Origin of the sequence: Pseudoxanthomonas sp. JBR18 (assembly GCF_028198165.1) — a bacterium.
Taxonomy (GTDB): Bacteria; Pseudomonadota; Gammaproteobacteria; order Xanthomonadales; family Xanthomonadaceae; genus Pseudoxanthomonas_A.
Genome location: NZ_CP116339.1, coordinates 4,509,122 through 4,525,776, shown reverse-complemented (window position 1 = coordinate 4,525,776; position 16,655 = coordinate 4,509,122). Strand labels below are relative to the sequence as shown.

Genomic DNA, 16,655 nt, shown 5'->3' with positions numbered 1-16,655 from the left:
GCCTGGAGGAAGAAGCGGTTAGGCAAGCAGCGACTCAGCCGATCCGCACGCGCTCGCCGGTGCCGGCCTGGACGACCTTGCCGATCTGCCAGTGCCCGATGCCGGCGGCCTGCAGGCTGGCCTCCAACGCCGCCACGCTCGACGGATCGGCGATCAGGACGAAGCCGATCCCACAGTTGAAGGTGCGCCACATTTCCGCATCGGCCACCGCGCCTTCGCGCTGCAGCCACTGGAACAGCGGCGGCAGGGGCCAAGAGGAGGCATCGATGTCCAGGCCCAGGCCTTCGGGGACCACGCGGATGATGTTTTCGGTCAGGCCGCCGCCGGTGATGTGGGCCATGGCGTGGATCGGCTTGCCGGTCCCGGCGCCGTGCGTGCGCAGCAACTCCAGCACCGGCTTGACGTACAGGGTGGTGGGCGCCATCAGCGCGTCTTCCAGGCTGACCCCGCCGATGTCCAGCGTGCCCGGCCGGCCGGCGCGGTCGTAGATGCGGCGGATCAGCGAATAGCCGTTGGAATGCGCGCCCGAAGAGGCCAGGCCGATCAGCACGTCTCCCTCGCTCACCGCGCTGCCGTCGAGCATGTCGGCCTTTTCAACCGCGCCCACGGTGAAGCCGGCCAGGTCGTAGTCGCCCGGGGCGTACATGTCGGGCATCTCGGCGGTCTCGCCACCGATCAGGGCGCAGCCGGACAGCTCGCAGCCTTTGGCGATGCCGCCGACCACGGCCACGGTGGTCTCCACGTCCAGCTTGCCGGTGGCGAAATAGTCGAGGAAGAACAGCGGCTCGGCGCCCTGGACCAGGACGTCGTTCACGCACATGCCGACCAGATCGATGCCGATCGTGTCGTGGCGACCCAACTGCTGGGCCAGCTTGAGCTTGGTGCCCACCCCGTCGGTGCCGGAGACCAGCACCGGCTCGGCGTACTTACCCGACAGGTTGAACAGCGCTCCGAAGCCGCCCAGGCCGCCCATCACCTCCGGGCGGAAGCTGCGCTTGACCAGGGGCTTGATGCGCTCGACCACTTCGTTGCCGGCATCGATGTCCACTCCCGCGTCGCGGTAGGTCAGGGGCGTGGAGGCGGGCGGGTTGGACTGGGTCACGAGGCGGGCCGGTGAAAGAAGGTCGGGCGCGCATTTTAAGGGATGCATGGGTCGCTTCGCTGCCCGCGTGAACGTTCCGTGCTGGCGGCGATGGGCCATTCGGGCAACAATTCCCCCGGATTTGCCGACTACAGGACGCTCGATGCGCCGTCTCCCCGCTTTCGCCGCCGCCGTTTTTCTCTTTTTCTGCGCGTTTGCCGCCTCGGCGCAGGACGGCCTGCGGACCGAGGGCGACGTCGCCAAGGCCCAGGGCCTGTACGAGGCCGAGGCGACGGTCGCCAGCCAGGGCGAGGCGGACCGTAATGGCGGGTTCTCCCGCGCCCTGGGCCAGGTGCTGGCCAAGGTCAGTGGCGATGCCGGGGCCATCTCGCGCCCGGGCGTGGCCGCCGGCCTGCGCGATGCGAAGGATTACGTCGAAAGTTACGACTATCGCCAGGACCAGGGCACCTCGGCCAGCGGCGCGCCGACCTTCCGGACCACCCTGGTGGTGCGCTTCGATCAGCAGAAGGTCGATGTGCTGGCCAGCGTCCTGGGACTGTCGGTGTGGCCGCAGCCGCGGCCCAAGCCAGTGGTATGGCTGTCCATCGACGATGGCAGCGGCCCGCGCCTGGTGACGGTCAAGGAGTCGGCCGCGGTGCGCTCGCTGCTGGATCGGGCCGTGGATCGCGGCTTCAGGCTGGGACTGCCGCAGGGGACGGCCGCCGAGACAGCGCTGGTCGGCGCCATCGGGCGTGGGGATACCGCGGCGGTGGCGCGGGCCTCGGCGCGCTATGCGCCGCCGATGCAGCTGATCGGCAAGCTCTACCGGGGCAAGTCCGGCTGGGTCGCCGACTGGAATTTCGTCGATAACGGCAAGGTCCTGGCGACCTGGTCGGCCGACAACGCCGATGCACGGCAGGCGATGGCCAGCGGCGCCGATGGCGCCGCCGATGCGCTGGTCAAGCGCTACGCCAAGCAGGCGGTGGGTGGACAGGCGGGTACCTATCGGGTGGTGTTCGCCGGCATCCGCAGCACCGAGGACTACCTGCGGCTGTCGGCTGCGCTGCAGCAGGCGCCGGTGGTGCGGCGTATCGCGCCGGTGCGCGTGGATGGGGACCGGATGGAGGTCGACCTGGACCTGCTGAGCGGCATCGACGGGCTCAAGCGCATGCTGGGCGATGACGGCCCGGTGGTCGGCGGCGACGGCGACCCACCGGTGTTCTACATCAAGTAAGCCCTCGCGCGACCAGGACGGTACCCAGATGATCATCGAAGACCCGCAGCAGGAAATCGCCCAGTTCCTGCGCCGCCTGCAGTGGGTGGCGCTCGGCGTGGCCGTGGTGTGGCTGATGTGGCTGCTCTCGCCGGTGCTCACCCCGTTCGCCTGCGCGGCGATCCTGGGCTGGATGGGCGATCCGCTCGTGGACCGGCTCGAGGAACGCGGCTGGTCGCGCAACACCTCGGTGGTGGTGGTGTTCTGCGTGATGACCCTGGCGGTCGTGGTGGTGATGTTGCTGTTGGTGCCAACCATCCAGGACCAGGTGGCAACGCTGGTCCGCTCGCTGCCGCGCTACCAGCAGTGGTTCTACGACACCGCCGTGCCGTGGATCGAGAACAGGTTCAGCGTTCGCATCGCCGATTACCTGGATTTCAGCCACATCTGGGAGCTGCTGCGCAGCAACTGGGAGCGTGCTGGCGGCGTGGCCAAGACGGTGTGGGGCTATGTCTCGCGCTCGGGCTTCGCCCTGTTTGGCTGGATGGCCAACCTGGTGCTGATCCCGGTCATCGCCTTCTTCTTCCTGCGCGACTGGGACCTGATCGTCGGCCGCGTCGCCTCGATGGTGCCGCGCAACCACATCGGCACGGTCAGCCGGCTGGCGGCCGAGTCCAGCGCGGTGCTCAGCGGCTTCCTGCGCGGACAGCTGCTGGTGATGATCATCCTGGGCGTGCTGTACGGCGCGGGCCTGTGGGCGGTGGGGCTGGATCTGGGCATCCTGATCGGCATCGTCGCCGGCCTGTTGACCTTCGTGCCCTACCTGGGGCCGATCAGCGGTGTGCTCATGGGCCTGATCGCCGCGCTGATGCAGTACGGCGACTGGAAGCACCTGGTGCTGGTGTCCATCGTGTTCGGCGTTGGCCAGGTAATCGAAAGCTATGTGCTGACGCCCAAGCTGGTCGGCGACCGCATTGGCCTGCATCCGGTAGCCGTGATCTTTGCGGTGCTGGCCTGCGGGCAGCTGTTCGGCTTCCTCGGCATGCTGCTGGCGCTGCCGATCGCCGCCGTGGTCAACGTGCTGTTGCGCTATGCGCACGAGCGCTATACCCACAGCCAACTCTACGCGGGCGGCACGCCGACGATCCTGCTCGATGCTGGTCAGGTCGTGGCCGAACCCGTGGACGACGCGAACACGCCATGACCGTTCCACAGTTGCCCCTGGCCCTGCGCACGCCGCCGGACCAGCGCCTGGACAGTTTCATCGGCGCACCGGCCGGCGCGTTGGAGCAGGTGGCGGCGCTGGCCCAGGCGCCGGAGTCGGACTGGCTCTATCTGTCCGCGGCTGCCGGTGCCGGCAAGACCCATCTGGCGCTGGCGGCCTGCGCCGCCGCCGCCGAGGTCGGGCGCGCGGCGGCCTACCTGCCACTGCAGGCGGCACGCGGTCGTCTCCAACAGGCGCTCGATGGACTGGAAGGCAACGCCCTGGTGGTGCTCGATGGCCTGGAAGCCGTGGCCGGTGAGCGCGCCGACGAGGTCGCCCTGTTCGATTTTCACAATCGTGCCCGGAGTGCCGGGATCGGCCTGCTCTACACCGCTGCCGATCTCCCCGATGCGATCGGTCTGCTGCTGCCGGACCTGCGTTCGCGTCTGTCCCAATGCGCGCGCATCGTGTTGCGCCCGTTGGACGATGTGGGCCGCGCGGCTCTCCTGCGCGACCGTGCATCGCGTCGCGGGCTCGTGCTGGAAGACGCCGCAGTCGACTGGATGCTGACCCGCACCCCGCGCGAAGCCGCCCAGCTGGTCGACCTGGTGCAACGCCTGGATCGCGCCTCGCTGGCCGCCCAGCGGCGGGTCACCGTCCCGTTCCTGCGCCAGGTGCTCGCCGAGGGCTGAGCCCTTCAGCGCTTTGCTGGCTGACCCGATGGGCCAAGATCAGCCTGGCGGCGTGACCCTGTCGCCGGTCTCCGAAGCCAATTGCATGTCGAGTTCGGCCAGGCGCTGCGGCGTGCCGACATCGGTCCAGCGTCCACGGTGATGCTGGCCGCTGACCGCGCCGCGCTGCATGGCCGCGCGCAGCAGGGGCGCCAGGGGAAAGCGCGGCGGTTGCCCGTCCAGGCCTGGGCTGGTGCTGGCCTCGAAGACCTTGTGCCAGTCGCGCAGCAGGCTGGGACGATAGACCCCGATCCCGGAATAGGTGAAGTTCGCCGCGCCATCGCGGCGGGGCAGCAGCCGGTCGCCGGTTTCGAAATGGAAATCCCCGCGGGGGTGGTGCGGCGGGTTGTCGATCATCACCAGGTGCGCTTCGCCGGCTGGTTCGCGCGGCAGGGTGGTGAAGTCCAGGTCGGTCCAGACATCGCCATTGACCGCCAGAAAGGGCGCGTGGCCCAGCAGCGGAAGGGCGTGCAGCATGCCGCCGCCGGTTTCCAGGGGCACCAGGCCTTCGTGCGACCAGGCGATGCGCACGCCGTACTCGCTGCCGTCGCCCAGGACCTGCGGGAACTGCTCGGCCAGCCAGCTCAGGTTGATCACCACCTCGGTGATGCCCATCGCCGCCAGCTTGCGCAGGTGCCAGGCGATCAGGGGCTGACCCCCGACCTGCAGCAGCGGCTTGGGCGTGGTGTCGGTCAGTGGCCGCATGCGTTCGCCCAGCCCGGCGGAAAACACCAGCGCCTTCATGCGGGGCGGCGCTCCAGGGCGGGGCGGATCTGCGTGTCCAGCAGTGCCTGCAGCGGGGCGAGCTGTGGGTGTCGCGGCAGCACTTCGTCCAGGTAGGCGATGAAGCGTCGCAGATCCGGCAGGTACTGCGATTTGCCGTCGCGATAGTGCAGCCGGCAGAAGATGCCCAGGATCTTCAGATGACGCTGGATCCCCATCCAGTCCGCATCGCGCAGGAAGACCTCCGGCGAGGCCGGCACGGGAACGCCGGCCTCCACGGCGCGCGCGTGGTAGCGCAGCAGCCAGCCGTCGGCGCGCGCCAGCGGCCAGCTCAGGAAGGCGTCCTTGAGCATGCTGACCGCGTCGTAGGCCACCGGGCCCCGGACGCAGTCCTGGAAATCCAGCATCGCCGGTCCCGGCGTTACGGGCATGAGGTTGCGCGGCATGAAATCGCGGTGGGTCAACACCTGGGCCTGGGACAGCGCGTTGTCCATCAGGCGCCGCTGCACCAGCTCCAGGCCGTCGCTGGCGGCGCAGTCCAGGGTGAGGCCCAGATGCCGGCCAAGGAACCATTCCTCGAACAGTCCCGCATCCCGTTGCAGAAGGGCCTCGCCGAAGACGCCGGTGCCCTCTGGTGGCGTGATCGTCTGCAGGCGCAGCAACTGGTCAATGGCTGCGTCGAACCACGCGTCGGCATCGGCCGGATCGGCGGCCAGGCGCTGGGCCAGCGTCGGTTGGCCAAGGTCTTCCAGCAGCAGGAAACCGGCCTCCACGTCACGGGCGAGAATCTGCGGCACGCGCACGCCGCCGGCATCGAGCACCGCGTGCCAGTGCAGCCATGGCCGGACATCCTCCAGGCCCGGCGGGGAATCCATCACGATGCGGGATGTGGGGGGGCCGATGGTGCGCCAGTAGCTGCGCTGGCCTGCGTCGATACTGGCGCGGATCAGACCGGCGTCCGATGCATCCAGCGCACCGCGCGCCCAGGCCAGTCGCTGCGCCTGGCGCGCGCTGTCTGGCGGGGGGAATGACATGTTGTTCATGCGCCATGTCGCATTAAGGTTCGGGTGCGCAGGGTACACTGCGCAGTCGCATCCCCCCACGCGAGAGATTCCTGAACATGACGAAGCTTCAACCCGTGCTGCTCTCGGGCGGCTCCGGTACACGCCTGTGGCCGCTGTCGCGCGAGGCCTATCCAAAACAGTTCCTGCCGCTGGGCGGCGAGGACACCATGGTGCAAGCGACGTGGCGCCGGGTGGAGCCGCTGACCTCGCTGCCGCCGTTGGTGGTAGCCAACGAGGACCACCGCTTCCTGGTGGCCGAGCAACTGCGCGAGATCCGCGCACCGCAGCCGCGCATCCTGCTCGAACCGGTCGGGCGTAATACTGCACCGGCCATCGCCGCCGCCGCGCTGTGCGCGCTGGAGGACGGCGAGGATCCGCTGCTGCTGGTGCTTCCTTCGGACCACGTGATCACCAATCCGGAGGCCTTCCGCAATGCAGTGGAGCAGGCCTCCCCTGAGGCCGAGTCCGGCGCGCTGGTGACCTTCGGCGTGGTGCCCAGCCATCCGGAAACCGGCTTCGGTTACATCCAGGCGGCCAGTGGCACCGGCGTCCAGCCGGTGCAGCGCTTCGTCGAGAAACCCGATGCAGAGACGGCGGCCAAGTACCTGGCCGAGGGCGGCTATTACTGGAACAGCGGCATGTTCCTGTTCAAGGCCAGCCGCTACATCGAAGAACTGCAGAAGTTCAACCCGGAGATGGTGGCCGCGGTCAGGGACTCGCTTGAGCAGGCCAAGCGCGATGGCGATTTCATCCGCCTGGACAAGGAGGCCTTCACCGCCTCGCCGTCCGATTCGATCGACTACGCGGTGATGGAAAAGACCGCCGATGCCAAGGTGCTCCCGCTGGACGTTGGCTGGAACGACGTCGGCTCCTGGTCGGCGCTGTGGGACGTGACCGACAAGGACGACAATGGCAACGCCTGCGAAGGCGATGTCATCACCATCGACACGCACAACAGCTATGTCTACGCCGAAAGCCTGGTCGCGCTGGTGGGCCTGGATGACGTGGTCGTGGTCGAGACCGACGATTCCATCCTGGTGGCCAAGAAGGACCGCGTGCAGGACGTCAAGAAGGTCGTGGCCCAGCTCAAGCATGACCAGCGCAGTCAGGCGGTCCTGCATCGCAAGGTCTATCGTCCCTGGGGCGCCTACGATTCGATCGACATGGGCGCGCGCTTCCAGGTCAAGCGCATCACGGTCAATCCCGGTGCAACGCTGAGCCTGCAGATGCACCACCACCGTGCCGAGCATTGGATCGTCGTCAGTGGCACCGCCGAGGTGACGCGCGGCGATGAGGTCATCCTGCTGACCGAGAACCAAAGCACCTACATCCCGCTGGGCGTGACGCATCGCCTGAAGAATCCCGGTCGCCTGCCGCTGGAGCTGATCGAAGTGCAGTCCGGCAGCTACCTGGGTGAGGATGACATCGTGCGCTTCGAGGACCAGTACGGCCGCGCCGGAGGCTGATCCGCGAATGTCCGTGGCGATGTGCGAACATCGCCCGGAATTTTTCGAAGATCGAATCACCTGATGGTCGAAGGCCCGCCAATTGGCGGGCCTTCAACGTTTACGCTGCCCATCGTCGCGGCGCGCTCACCCAGCGCGCTCGATCATGCGCGCATTTCTCAGCCAGGCATGGCGCAAGACTGGCGTTGGCTGCCGCGAGCGTCGCTTCCTGCAACACCTCCACGAGGCACTGTATGACAGCAACTTCCCATCCGCATTACTCGGCCGAGGAGAAGCGCAAGCGCGTCTTCGCCATCATCGGCGCGTCCTCCGGCAACCTGGTCGAATGGTTCGACTTCTACGTCTACGCCTTCGCATCGCTGTATTTCGCAAGCGCGTTCTTCCCCGGTGGCGACAGCACCGTGCAGTACCTCAAGACGGCCGGCGTCTTCGCGATCGGCTTCCTGATGCGACCCATTGGCGGCTGGATGTTCGGGCGCATCGCCGACCGGCTGGGCCGCAAGCGCGCGATGCTGATCTCGGTGCTGATGATGTGCGCCGGGTCCCTGGGCATCGCGGTGTTGCCGACCTACGCCAGCATCGGGGTGGCCGCGCCGATCCTGCTGCTGGTCATCCGCATGTTCCAGGGACTGTCGGTCGGCGGCGAGTACGGCACCACCGCCACCTACATGAGCGAAGTCGCCCTGCGTGGCCAACGCGGATTCTTTGCTTCCTTCCAGTACGTCACGCTCATCGGCGGCCAGCTGCTGGCGGTGTTGACGGTGGTGATCATGGAGCAATTCCTCAGCGAGGCCGAATTGAAGGCCTGGGGCTGGCGGTTGCCATTCGTGGTGGGCGCTATCGCCGCGGTCGTGTCGCTGATGCTGCGCCGCTCGCTGCATGAGACCAGCCGCGCCGAGGACCGCGACAACAAGGAGGCCGGCACCCTGCGCAGCCTGTTCCGCCATCACAAGGGCGCCTTCTTCACCGTGCTGGGTTACACCGCCGGTGGCTCGCTGATCTTCTATACCTTCACCACCTACATGCAGAAGTACCTGGTCAACACCACCGGGTTGGAGGCGAAGACCGCCAGCCTGGTGATGACCGGCGCGCTGTTTCTCTACATGTGCATGCAGCCGCTGTTCGGCATGATCGCCGACCGCATTGGGCGCCGGCATTCGATGATGCTGTTCGGTGGGCTCGGCACGCTGGCGACCTATCCGATCCTGGCGGTGATCAAGGGCACCCACAGCCCGGTGGTGGCCTTTGCGCTGATCGTGCTGGCGCTGGCGATCGTGAGTTTCTACACCTCCATCAGCGGGTTGGTGAAGGCCGAGATGTTCCCGCCGGAAGTGCGTGCGCTGGGGGTGGGACTGTCCTATGCGGTGGCCAACGCGATCTTCGGGGGCTCGGCCGAATATGTCGGCCTGCAGTTCAAGGACCTGGGCCACGAGAGTGGGTTTTTCGTCTATGTCACCGTGATGATGCTGATTGCCTTCCTGGTCAGTCTGCGCCTGCCCAAGACCCCGTCCTATCTGCACAACGATCACTAGCGATCGCACGGCCAAGCACGCGCACGAGGGGCCATCCGTCAGGGATGGCCCTTTTGTTGTTGTGTATACGGCATCGGTGCGTCAGCGCCGGCCGTTGCGGATGGGGCGGGTGAACAGGCTGGTCAGTCCCAGGATCACCACCGCGCCGATCAGCGCCCCGATAAAGCCGGCCGGTTCGCCTGGCGCATACCAGCCCATGCTGCGGCCGAACCATCCCGCCAGCACCGCGCCGGCGATGCCGAGCAGGATGGTCAGCAGGCAGCCCATGCGGGCGTTGTGCGGCGTGATCACGCGCGCGAGCAGGCCGACGACGAAGCCCACCAGGATGATGTAGAGCCAGCTGTCGCTGCCGAAGAGGGAATCCATCTGTCGCGGTCTCCTTCCGGTGTCACCGAGGCGGAGGGTGCCCAGCGCGGTGCCTGCGGGATGTGAAAACGGCCGCGCTGGCAGCGGCCGTGTTCGTCATTCCTCGGTTGCTGTCGGACTCAGCAGCAGCCGTGTTCCCCGCGCTCCTGGGTGCTGGCCGCCGCCGCCACGCCGGTGGTCAGGCCTGCCACGCTGGCGGCGTGGTGGGCGTGGATCACGTGCGACACGCAGGCGGTCACGCGCTTGCCCATGGGAATGTGCAGGAATTCGTTGGGGCCATGCGCGTTGGAGTGCGGGCCCAGCACGCCGGTGATCATGAACTGCGCGCCGGGGAACTTCTCGCCCAGCATGCCCATGAACGGGATCGAGCCGCCTTCGCCCATGTACATCGCCGGCTTGCCGAAGGTCGCCTGCGAGGCGGCTTCGATGGCCGCGCTCAGCCACGGCGCCTGCGCCGGTGCGTTCCAGCCCGAAGATGATTTCTCCAGGGTCAGCTCCACCTTGGCGCCGTTGGGCGGGTCGCGCAGCAGCACCTCCTTGAGGATTTCGCCGGCGCGCTTGCCGTCCAGTGTCGGGGGCAGGCGCAGCGAGAGCTTGACCGCCGTATGCGGGCGCAGCACGTTGCCGGCCGAGGCCAGCGGCGGCATGCCGTCCACGCCGGTCACCGACAGGGCGGGCCGCCAGGTCCGGTTGAGGACCAGTTCGGTGCGTTCCGGGTTCATCGGGGACATGCCGGGCAGGAACGGGAACTTGGTGAAGACTTCATCGCCCAGGACTTCGGCCACCTTGGCGGCCTGCTCCAGGCGCTCGGCCGGGATTTCCACGTGCAGGTCTTCGATCACGATCCGGCCGGTGTCCTCGTCCTCCAGGCGCGAGAGCAATTGGCGCAGCAGGCGGAAGCTGGAGGGCACCACGCCGGAAGCATCGCCGGAGTGCACGCCTTCGCTGAGCACCTTGACCGTGAGGTTGCCGCCGGCCAGCCCACGCAGCGAGGTCGTGCACCACAGCTGCTCGTAGTTGCCACAGCCCGAGTCCAGACAGACCACCAGCGACGGTTTGCCGATGCGCTCGGCCAGGTGATCGACGTAGGCAGGCAGGTCGTAGCTGCCCGATTCCTCGCAGGCCTCGATCAGCACCACGCAGCGTGCATGTGGCAGGCCCTGCGCCTGCAGCGCCATGACCGCGGCCAGCGAGCCGAAGATCGCATAGCCATCGTCCGCGCCGCCGCGCCCGTAGAGCTTGTCCCCCTTGATCACCGGCGTCCAGGGGCCCAGGTCATCGTCCCAACCGGTCATCTCCGGCTGCTTGTCCAGGTGCCCGTAGAGCAGGACGCAGTCCTCGCCCGTCTCGGCGCCCGAGGCCGGGATCTCCAGGTAGATCAGCGGCGTGCGCCCTTCCAGTTGCACCACCTCGACCTGCAGGCCCTCGATCGGTTGCGCACGGGCCCAGGATTCCATCAGGCGCACGGCCTGGTCCATGTAGCCGTGCTTGACCCAGTCGGTGTCGAACATCGGGGATTTGTTGGGGATACGGATGTAGTCGACCAGCTGTGGAACGATTTGCTCGTCCCACAGTCCGTCGACGAACTGATCAAGGCGGGCGCTGTCCATGGGAATCCTGAAACGGGAAATGCGGCCCAGTTTACGCCCGCCCTCCGGACAAGGCGTTCGCAAAGCGCCGGTGTAGGGGTTTTCCTACCCGCGCACGGGGCGTCGTCCGGCAGCGGTGGACGCCTTGCGCCGATAGGGTGGGACCTGGGTGAGGCGGAGACTGTGCACACCGGGACACGGTCACACCTCGCCCGGACGCGGTCCCATCACCTCATCGCTTACAAGGAGTGTTGCCATGAAGTCCGTTTCGATCCTCATCAAGTCGCTGTTGCTGTCCCTGCTGCTGGCCACCGCCGCGCAGGCAGCCGACCGCGTCAATATCAATACCGCCGATGCGGCCACGCTGGATGCCGTCCTGGTCAACGTCGGCACGAGCAAGGCGCAGGCCATCGTCGATTACCGCAAGACCAACGGCCCGTTCAAGAGCGCCGAGGAACTGGCCATGGTCAAGGGCATCGGTCTGAAGACCGTGGAAAAGAACCGTGATCGCATTGAAGTGGGTCGTTCGGCCGCGGCGCCCAAGCGTCCGGCCGCTGCTGCCACGGCAGCCCCGGCCAAGCCGGTGGCGCGCCGCTGATCCACGGACGAGTCAAGGGTGGCGGGAGCAGGATGCACCGACGTCACCCTGCATGGGGCAGGACGCCTGATTGACAGGGCAGGGATGCCGACAGGGAAGTAGGACCTCGACGCCACCGGCTGGATGGCGGAAGAGGGGAGGCTGGATGCCGGAAGACAGGCTGGATGCCGACAGGGAAGTACGCCGCCCGGGTGCGCCGCACGCACCCGGGCGGTTCTGCGTTTGTGGACCGTCGTTACACTGGCAGGCATGATCCAGACGCCGTTTCCCGCGCAGGTCACACGGGTGATCCCTGCCAACGAATACCGTCGCGAGCGCTGGCGCAACGGCCAGGGCTGGACGCGGCAGATCGCCGCCTCGCATCCGGGTGAGGCCTGGGACTGGCGCCTGTCCATCGCCGAGATCGAGCGGGATGCCGGATTTTCGGCCTTCCCCGGTGTCGAACGCGAGTTGGTCCTGTTGCACGGCAACGGCGTGCGCCTGTGCTTTGACGATGGCGAGCAGGTCGCATTGCTGCCTCCGCACGACCGCCATCGCTTCAGTGGGGCGCGCCCATTGCGGGGTGAACTGGTGGATGGGCCGACGCACGACTTCAACCTGATGTGGCGCCCCGAAGCGGTGGATGCCGAATTGCTGCTGCGGCCACTGGTCGGGTCGATGTTCTTCTTCGCCGATGCGTGCACGCACTGGGCGATCCACCTGCTGGCCGGCCAGGCGCGCTTCGATGCCGCCTCAGGCCTCCCACCGCTGTGGGCGGGTGACACCGCGCTGCTGTACGGCACGCCGGGCCGGGTGCGCTATGCCCTGGAAGGGGGCGGGGAACTGATCGCGATCAAGTTCAGCACGCCCGCCTGAGGCAGGCGCATGGCGGCGAGCGCTGCGCGGCGGCCCGCATCCTGGACGCGCCCACGCATGGGCTGGGCACGCGCCTGCAGTTGGCGTCGGAGTGGTCCCGGGGCGGTCTCGGCCGGCGGGTGAAGCGACCAGCCGTTTGCCTGTGACAGATCGGCCGCGTGTGGGTGAATTTCCTGCGGATCAGTAGACGTCGCGCCGGTAGCGTCCCTGTTCGATCAGCGCCTGCCTGCCATCCGCCCCGATCAGGCGTTCCAGGCAGGCATCGATCGCCGGCGCCATGCCCTTGAGGCTGCCGCAGACCATCACGCACGCGCCCGCGTCCAGCCAGGCCTTCAGGGGCTCCGCGGAGGCCGCCAGCGCGTCCTGCACGTAGTGGTGCGGGGCGTCGTGGTCGCGCGAGAACGCCAGGTCCAGGCGTTCGATCCAGCCGTCCTCCTGCCAGGCCCGCAGCGCCTGCCCGCAGTGCAGGTCGCAGGCGGCGCTGCGTTCGCCGAACAGCAGCCAGTTGCGCCGGGCGCCTGCGGCGATGCGCGCCTTCAGCAGGGCAAACAGTCCGGCCATGCCCGTGCCGTTGCCGATCAGGATGAGCGGCACGTCGGGAGCGGGGGCATGGAAATTGGGATTGGCGCGCAGGCGTAGCGCGATGGTGGCACCCAGCGGCGCGGACTCGCATAGCCAGCCATTGGCTAGGCCTGGACGTCCATCGGGCCGCAGCATCCGGCGCACCAGCAGGTGGACCTCACCGTCGGCGGGCAAAGAGGCGATCGAATATTCGCGGTGCGGCAGCAGCGGCAGGGCTTCGACTAGGGCCTGGGGGACGCGGGTCGGCGGCTGCGCCGGCAGCTGGCGACGGGCCAGCGCGCGCGCCAGCGGCACGGTGAGTCCATCGACATGGACGGGTTGCGTGCCGTCCAGGCCATGGGCACCCAGCCAGGCCTGTACCTCGGCGGCCGGGTGCTCGGGTCCCAGTTCCACCAGGTCGCCGGCCTGCCAGTCGGGGCACGGGCCTTCGGCGCGCAGCGCCACGTGGTGCACCGCGCCGCCCAGGCTGCCCGGATTGAGATGCGTGCGCGCCGACAGCGTCCAGGCGCCATAGCGGGGGGCAAGCCAGTCGGCGGGTTCCTCGCTGCCGGACAGCCGCGCCAGATGGTGTTGCCAATGGCGCAGGGCGCCGTCATCGGCGTTGTCGACCTCGACCCGGTCGAACAGCGGGGTCGCGCCCTGCGCCCGCAGCCACTGGTCCAGCTGCCGTCCGAAGCCGCAATACTGCGCATAGCTGGCATCGCCGAGCGCCAGGACGGCGTACGCCAGGTGCGGCATTGGCACCTGCGTGCCCATGACCTCGCGCACGAAGCGCAGGGCCGGGTCAGGCGGGTCGCCTTCTCCAGTGGTGCTGACCACGAACAGCGTACGGCGATAGCGGCCCAGGCTTGCGGCGTCCACGACTGACAACGGCTGCACATGCACATCCAGGCCGGCCGAGCGCAGCGCCTGCGCACTGCGCTCGGCCAGTTGCAGGGCGAAGCCGGTCTGGCTGGCATGGACGAGCAGCAGCGTCTGCGCGTCGATGGTGTCGGCCTGCGGCAGTGGCGCACGGCGCGTGCGCCAGAGCGTCCAGCCGGCAAAGGCGGCATACGCCGCCAGGCCCAGCGCTGCCCAGGCCCAACGGCTCGGCGGCGGCGGTCCTTGCCACCATGCACCGGGTTGCCAGCGCGACAAGGCCACGGCCAGGGCGACGAGCAGGAGCAGGACCAATCCATTGCCCAGCGCCGCCCACGGGCCGGAGGCGCGCGCGGCCGGGGTCACGGGGCCAGCGCCGCTTCGAAACCCGGACTCAGGTGTTCTTCCACCCCTTGCCGGCCGCGGACCACAAAACGCGCGGCCAGCCCGTGCGCCCGGGCGAAGGCCAGGCCGGCCTCCGGGCCCATCACGGTCAGCGCGGTGGCCCACGCGTCGGCTTCCATGGCGCTCTTGCCGAGCACGGTGACGGCCGCGGCTGTGTGCTCGACGGGATGGCCGCGGCGCGGGTCGAGCGTGTGTGCGTAGCGCCTGCCTGCCTGATCGAAGCGATGCCAGCGATCGCCAGACGTGGCGACCGCGGCGTGGTCGAGGGCCAGCACGCGCGGCGGTAGCAAGGCGTCCTCGTCACTGCCGGTTTCCACCAGCACGCGCCACGGCGTGCCATCGGGCTTGCGACCGCGGCCGGCCAGTTCGCCGCCGACCTCGACCAGCGCATCGGGCAGGCCGCGGGCTTGCAACGTGTCCAGCACCAGGTCCACCGCATAGCCCTTGGCGATGGCCGACAGGTCGAGCTGCACGTCGCCGGGTTGCAGCAGGATGTCCTGCTCGTCTGTCTGCCAGGCCAGTTGTCGCCAGCCGGGCCGGGCGCGCGCGGCGGCCAGGCGTGCCTGCGACGGCACGCCTGGCGTGCCGCCACCGGCGCCGAACCCCCAGGCCTGTACCAGCGCCCCGCAGGTGGGATCGAACACGCCGTCCGTGGCCTGCGCGATGCGCAGCGCACAGCGCATGACCTTGGCGAATTCGTCCGGTAGCGGGTGCCAGGTGCCCGGCGCGGCGCGATTGAAGCGACACAGGTCCGAGTCGGAAACCCAGGTGCTCATCTGCGCGATGACCCGGTCCAGCGGCACCTGCAGCGCCGCATGCAGCGCGTGCAGGTCATGTCCCACCGGCACGGCCACGCGCACCGACCAGGTCGTGCCCATGGTGTGGCCCCCTAGCCGGACCAGTTCCCGGGGACGGACATCGGCAGGCACGGCGGGCATCGAGACGGGCGCGTGGGGGGAGCAGATGGCAGGCATGCGCGGTGCGGTTCTACTGCGGCAGCACTTCCAGGGTGGCCACGTAGTTGAGCCGACGTCGGCTGGCCTGCTTCAGGGACGGCTTGTCGTCCTCACTGCTGGCGTTGAGCCAGTACATGCCTGCCTGCGGCCAGGTCACCGTGAAGCGGCCCTGTGCGTCGGTGGTGAGTTTCATTTCTTCCTGGGCGTTGCGGTAGCGCGTATCGCCGCGGATCACCGAAACCTCCAGGCCTGCGGCCGGCTTGCCGTCGATCTGCAGGGAAAAGGTCGCGGCCTCCCCAGCGTAGAGGTCGTTGGGGTGGGTGACCGGGACCAGCTCCAGGCCCTTGCCACTGGGCTTGAGCGCGGTGTCGCTGGGCGCACCGCGGGTGGCGAAGGTCTCCACCCGCATCGCGTTCTCCGAGACCTGCAGGTTCTTGGCGTTCTTGGGGACTTCGGTGGCGAAACCGGCCGCATCGCCGCGCCAGCGCTTGCGCTTGCCATCAGCGTCCTGCCAGGTGGCGAACAGACCGTCGCCGGCGATGGCCACCCGGTAGGTGCCCTCCTGCGCGAGCGGGACATCGAACACGCTGCGGTACTTGCCGGTGCTCTCGTTCTGCGCCTGCACCGTGCTGCCGTCCGGGGCGGTGATGGACAGTTCGTCCAGGCGCAACGGCACGTGGTCGAAGTAGAACAGGTCGTTGGACACCGCCGCATCGACCGACAGCCACGGATCTGCACCGGCGAAGGTGGTGCCCGAGGGCAGCAGCCACACCTTGTGTGCGGCGGCAGAGAACGAGGCCGTGGCCGCAGCCAGGGCCAACGCCAGGATCAGGGGACGCTTCATGCGGATGACTCCTAGAGGAAAGCAGGAACGGAAAAGGGATGAGCTCAGGGCTTGAGCGCCAGCGACACCGTGCCCAGCTCGGTCTTGCCCTGGGCCTTGCCGGCCTGGGCGGCGGTCGCCGGCCAGGTGAAGGGGATCTTGAGCAGCTCGCGTCCACCGACCTCGCGCGCGGCCTCCACCACCAGGCTGTACTGGCCAGGCGTCAGGCCCTTGAGCTGCGGCGCATCGCTGGCGAAGTCCAGGGTCTGCACGCCGGCCGGGCGGGTCGGGCCGGTCACGCCGTCGACGGGCAGGTCCAGCGCACGCCCGGACTTGCGCCACCACTGGCGCAGGTCCGGCAGCCATTTGGTGCCATGCCCTTCCTTGGTGTCCTTGTTCTGGTACCAGACTGCCAGATCGGCGGCTGCCTTGCCGTCGGCGCCTTCCACGTATACGGCCACATAGGGGCGGTGGTACTCGGCGACGTTGAGCGTGGGAATCTCCACCTTGATCTGCAGCTCGGCCGCATACGCCGGAAGGGCCAGCGCACCGCTCAACGCGATGGTCAGGGTGATCGGAACGGTCTTTGTCATGGCACGCCAGTCCTTG

Annotated in this window: 16 protein-coding genes; 7 read left to right on the top strand and 9 right to left on the bottom strand. The window is 68.3% G+C overall.

Going from position 1 to position 16,655, the window contains the following annotated elements; genetic code table 11:
- Positions 1 to 34: 34 nt before the first annotated feature.
- A complete protein-coding gene (gene purM / locus PJ250_RS20255) occupies positions 35 to 1,069 on the bottom strand; it encodes a phosphoribosylformylglycinamidine cyclo-ligase (protein ID WP_333909529.1) in 1,035 nt (344 codons plus the stop codon).
- 175 nt (positions 1,070 to 1,244) lie between these two features.
- Here purM and PJ250_RS20250 point away from each other — a divergent pair, with 175 nt between their 5' ends.
- The 3 genes from PJ250_RS20250 to hda are packed head-to-tail and all read left to right on the top strand — an operon-like array spanning position 1,245 to position 4,190.
- Positions 1,245 to 2,315 (top strand): DUF2066 domain-containing protein, encoded by a 1,071-nt coding sequence (locus PJ250_RS20250; RefSeq protein ID WP_271646428.1) that lies wholly within the window; start codon positions 1,245 to 1,247, stop codon positions 2,313 to 2,315.
- Between the two features lie 31 nt (positions 2,316 to 2,346).
- The gene (locus PJ250_RS20245; RefSeq protein ID WP_271648721.1) at positions 2,347 to 3,498 is read left to right on the top strand and encodes an AI-2E family transporter; all 1,152 of its coding nucleotides are present in this window, start codon (positions 2,347 to 2,349) and stop codon (positions 3,496 to 3,498) included.
- A complete protein-coding gene (gene hda / locus PJ250_RS20240) occupies positions 3,495 to 4,190 on the top strand; it encodes a DnaA regulatory inactivator Hda (protein ID WP_271646427.1) in 696 nt (231 codons plus the stop codon). Before PJ250_RS20245 ends, hda begins: the two co-directional genes overlap by 4 nt.
- 39 nt (positions 4,191 to 4,229) lie before the next feature.
- Here hda and murU read toward each other — a convergent pair whose 3' ends face one another.
- Together murU and PJ250_RS20230 are read right to left on the bottom strand one after the other, a co-directional pair.
- A complete protein-coding gene (murU, locus tag PJ250_RS20235) occupies positions 4,230 to 4,973 on the bottom strand; it encodes an N-acetylmuramate alpha-1-phosphate uridylyltransferase MurU (protein ID WP_271646426.1) in 744 nt (247 codons plus the stop codon).
- Positions 4,970 to 5,986: an aminoglycoside phosphotransferase family protein gene (locus PJ250_RS20230; RefSeq protein WP_271648720.1), complete on the bottom strand. Its 1,017-nt coding sequence runs from the start codon at positions 5,984 to 5,986 to the stop codon at positions 4,970 to 4,972. The genes murU and PJ250_RS20230 overlap by 4 nt, the downstream gene beginning before the upstream one ends.
- 86 nt (positions 5,987 to 6,072) lie before the next feature.
- Here PJ250_RS20230 and PJ250_RS20225 point away from each other — a divergent pair, with 86 nt between their 5' ends.
- On the top strand, positions 6,073 to 7,482 hold the full coding sequence (locus PJ250_RS20225; protein ID WP_271646425.1) for a mannose-1-phosphate guanylyltransferase/mannose-6-phosphate isomerase: 1,410 nt from the start codon (positions 6,073 to 6,075) through the stop codon (positions 7,480 to 7,482).
- A 233-nt stretch (positions 7,483 to 7,715) separates the two neighbouring features.
- Positions 7,716 to 9,014: an MFS family transporter gene (locus PJ250_RS20220; RefSeq protein ID WP_271646424.1), complete on the top strand. Its 1,299-nt coding sequence runs from the start codon at positions 7,716 to 7,718 to the stop codon at positions 9,012 to 9,014.
- Positions 9,015 to 9,095: 81 nt separating this feature from the next.
- Here PJ250_RS20220 and PJ250_RS20215 read toward each other — a convergent pair whose 3' ends face one another.
- Both PJ250_RS20215 and PJ250_RS20210 read right to left on the bottom strand, forming a co-directional pair.
- Positions 9,096 to 9,380 (bottom strand): GlsB/YeaQ/YmgE family stress response membrane protein, encoded by a 285-nt coding sequence (locus PJ250_RS20215; RefSeq protein WP_271646423.1) that lies wholly within the window; start codon positions 9,378 to 9,380, stop codon positions 9,096 to 9,098.
- Between the two features lie 119 nt (positions 9,381 to 9,499).
- A complete protein-coding gene (locus PJ250_RS20210) occupies positions 9,500 to 10,990 on the bottom strand; it encodes a M20 family metallopeptidase (protein WP_271646422.1) in 1,491 nt (496 codons plus the stop codon).
- Between the two features lie 235 nt (positions 10,991 to 11,225).
- Between PJ250_RS20210 and PJ250_RS20205 the strand changes: the two genes are divergently transcribed.
- Together PJ250_RS20205 and PJ250_RS20200 are read left to right on the top strand one after the other, a co-directional pair.
- Positions 11,226 to 11,567 (top strand): ComEA family DNA-binding protein, encoded by a 342-nt coding sequence (locus tag PJ250_RS20205; RefSeq protein ID WP_271646421.1) that lies wholly within the window; start codon positions 11,226 to 11,228, stop codon positions 11,565 to 11,567.
- A gap of 249 nt (positions 11,568 to 11,816) precedes the next feature.
- The gene (locus PJ250_RS20200) at positions 11,817 to 12,422 is read left to right on the top strand and encodes a HutD/Ves family protein (protein ID WP_271646420.1); all 606 of its coding nucleotides are present in this window, start codon (positions 11,817 to 11,819) and stop codon (positions 12,420 to 12,422) included.
- Positions 12,423 to 12,602: 180 nt separating this feature from the next.
- Here PJ250_RS20200 and PJ250_RS20195 read toward each other — a convergent pair whose 3' ends face one another.
- The 4 genes from PJ250_RS20195 to PJ250_RS20180 are packed head-to-tail and all read right to left on the bottom strand — an operon-like array spanning position 12,603 to position 16,639.
- The gene (locus tag PJ250_RS20195) at positions 12,603 to 14,228 is read right to left on the bottom strand and encodes a flavodoxin domain-containing protein (RefSeq protein WP_271646419.1); all 1,626 of its coding nucleotides are present in this window, start codon (positions 14,226 to 14,228) and stop codon (positions 12,603 to 12,605) included.
- On the bottom strand, positions 14,225 to 15,205 hold the full coding sequence (locus tag PJ250_RS20190; RefSeq protein ID WP_271646418.1) for an FAD:protein FMN transferase: 981 nt from the start codon (positions 15,203 to 15,205) through the stop codon (positions 14,225 to 14,227). The genes PJ250_RS20195 and PJ250_RS20190 overlap by 4 nt, the downstream gene beginning before the upstream one ends.
- Before the next feature lie 49 nt (positions 15,206 to 15,254).
- Entirely contained in the window at positions 15,255 to 16,067 is an 813-nt protein-coding gene (locus tag PJ250_RS20185) for a DUF4198 domain-containing protein (protein WP_271646417.1), read from the bottom strand.
- Between the two features lie 44 nt (positions 16,068 to 16,111).
- Positions 16,112 to 16,639 (bottom strand): DUF2271 domain-containing protein, encoded by a 528-nt coding sequence (locus PJ250_RS20180; RefSeq protein WP_271646416.1) that lies wholly within the window; start codon positions 16,637 to 16,639, stop codon positions 16,112 to 16,114.
- Between the last annotated feature and the right edge of the window lie 16 nt (positions 16,640 to 16,655).

Bases quoted from the DNA above. Each gene is read 5' to 3' on its own strand.
- PJ250_RS20250 (WP_271646428.1), top strand. From the start codon at position 1,245: ATGCGCCGTCTCCCCGCTTTCGCCGCCGCCGTTTTTCTCTTTTTCTGC.
- hda (WP_271646427.1), top strand. From the start codon at position 3,495: ATGACCGTTCCACAGTTGCCCCTGGCCCTGCGCACGCCGCCGGACCAG.
- murU (WP_271646426.1), bottom strand. From the start codon at position 4,973: ATGAAGGCGCTGGTGTTTTCCGCCGGGCTGGGCGAACGCATGCGGCCA.
- PJ250_RS20230 (WP_271648720.1), bottom strand. From the start codon at position 5,986: ATGTCATTCCCCCCGCCAGACAGCGCGCGCCAGGCGCAGCGACTGGCC.
- PJ250_RS20225 (WP_271646425.1), top strand. From the start codon at position 6,073: ATGACGAAGCTTCAACCCGTGCTGCTCTCGGGCGGCTCCGGTACACGC.
- PJ250_RS20220 (WP_271646424.1), top strand. From the start codon at position 7,716: ATGACAGCAACTTCCCATCCGCATTACTCGGCCGAGGAGAAGCGCAAG.
- PJ250_RS20215 (WP_271646423.1), bottom strand. From the start codon at position 9,380: ATGGATTCCCTCTTCGGCAGCGACAGCTGGCTCTACATCATCCTGGTG.
- PJ250_RS20210 (WP_271646422.1), bottom strand. From the start codon at position 10,990: ATGGACAGCGCCCGCCTTGATCAGTTCGTCGACGGACTGTGGGACGAG.
- PJ250_RS20205 (WP_271646421.1), top strand. From the start codon at position 11,226: ATGAAGTCCGTTTCGATCCTCATCAAGTCGCTGTTGCTGTCCCTGCTG.
- PJ250_RS20200 (WP_271646420.1), top strand. From the start codon at position 11,817: ATGATCCAGACGCCGTTTCCCGCGCAGGTCACACGGGTGATCCCTGCC.
- PJ250_RS20190 (WP_271646418.1), bottom strand. From the start codon at position 15,205: ATGCCCGCCGTGCCTGCCGATGTCCGTCCCCGGGAACTGGTCCGGCTA.
- PJ250_RS20185 (WP_271646417.1), bottom strand. From the start codon at position 16,067: ATGAAGCGTCCCCTGATCCTGGCGTTGGCCCTGGCTGCGGCCACGGCC.
- PJ250_RS20180 (WP_271646416.1), bottom strand. From the start codon at position 16,639: ATGACAAAGACCGTTCCGATCACCCTGACCATCGCGTTGAGCGGTGCG.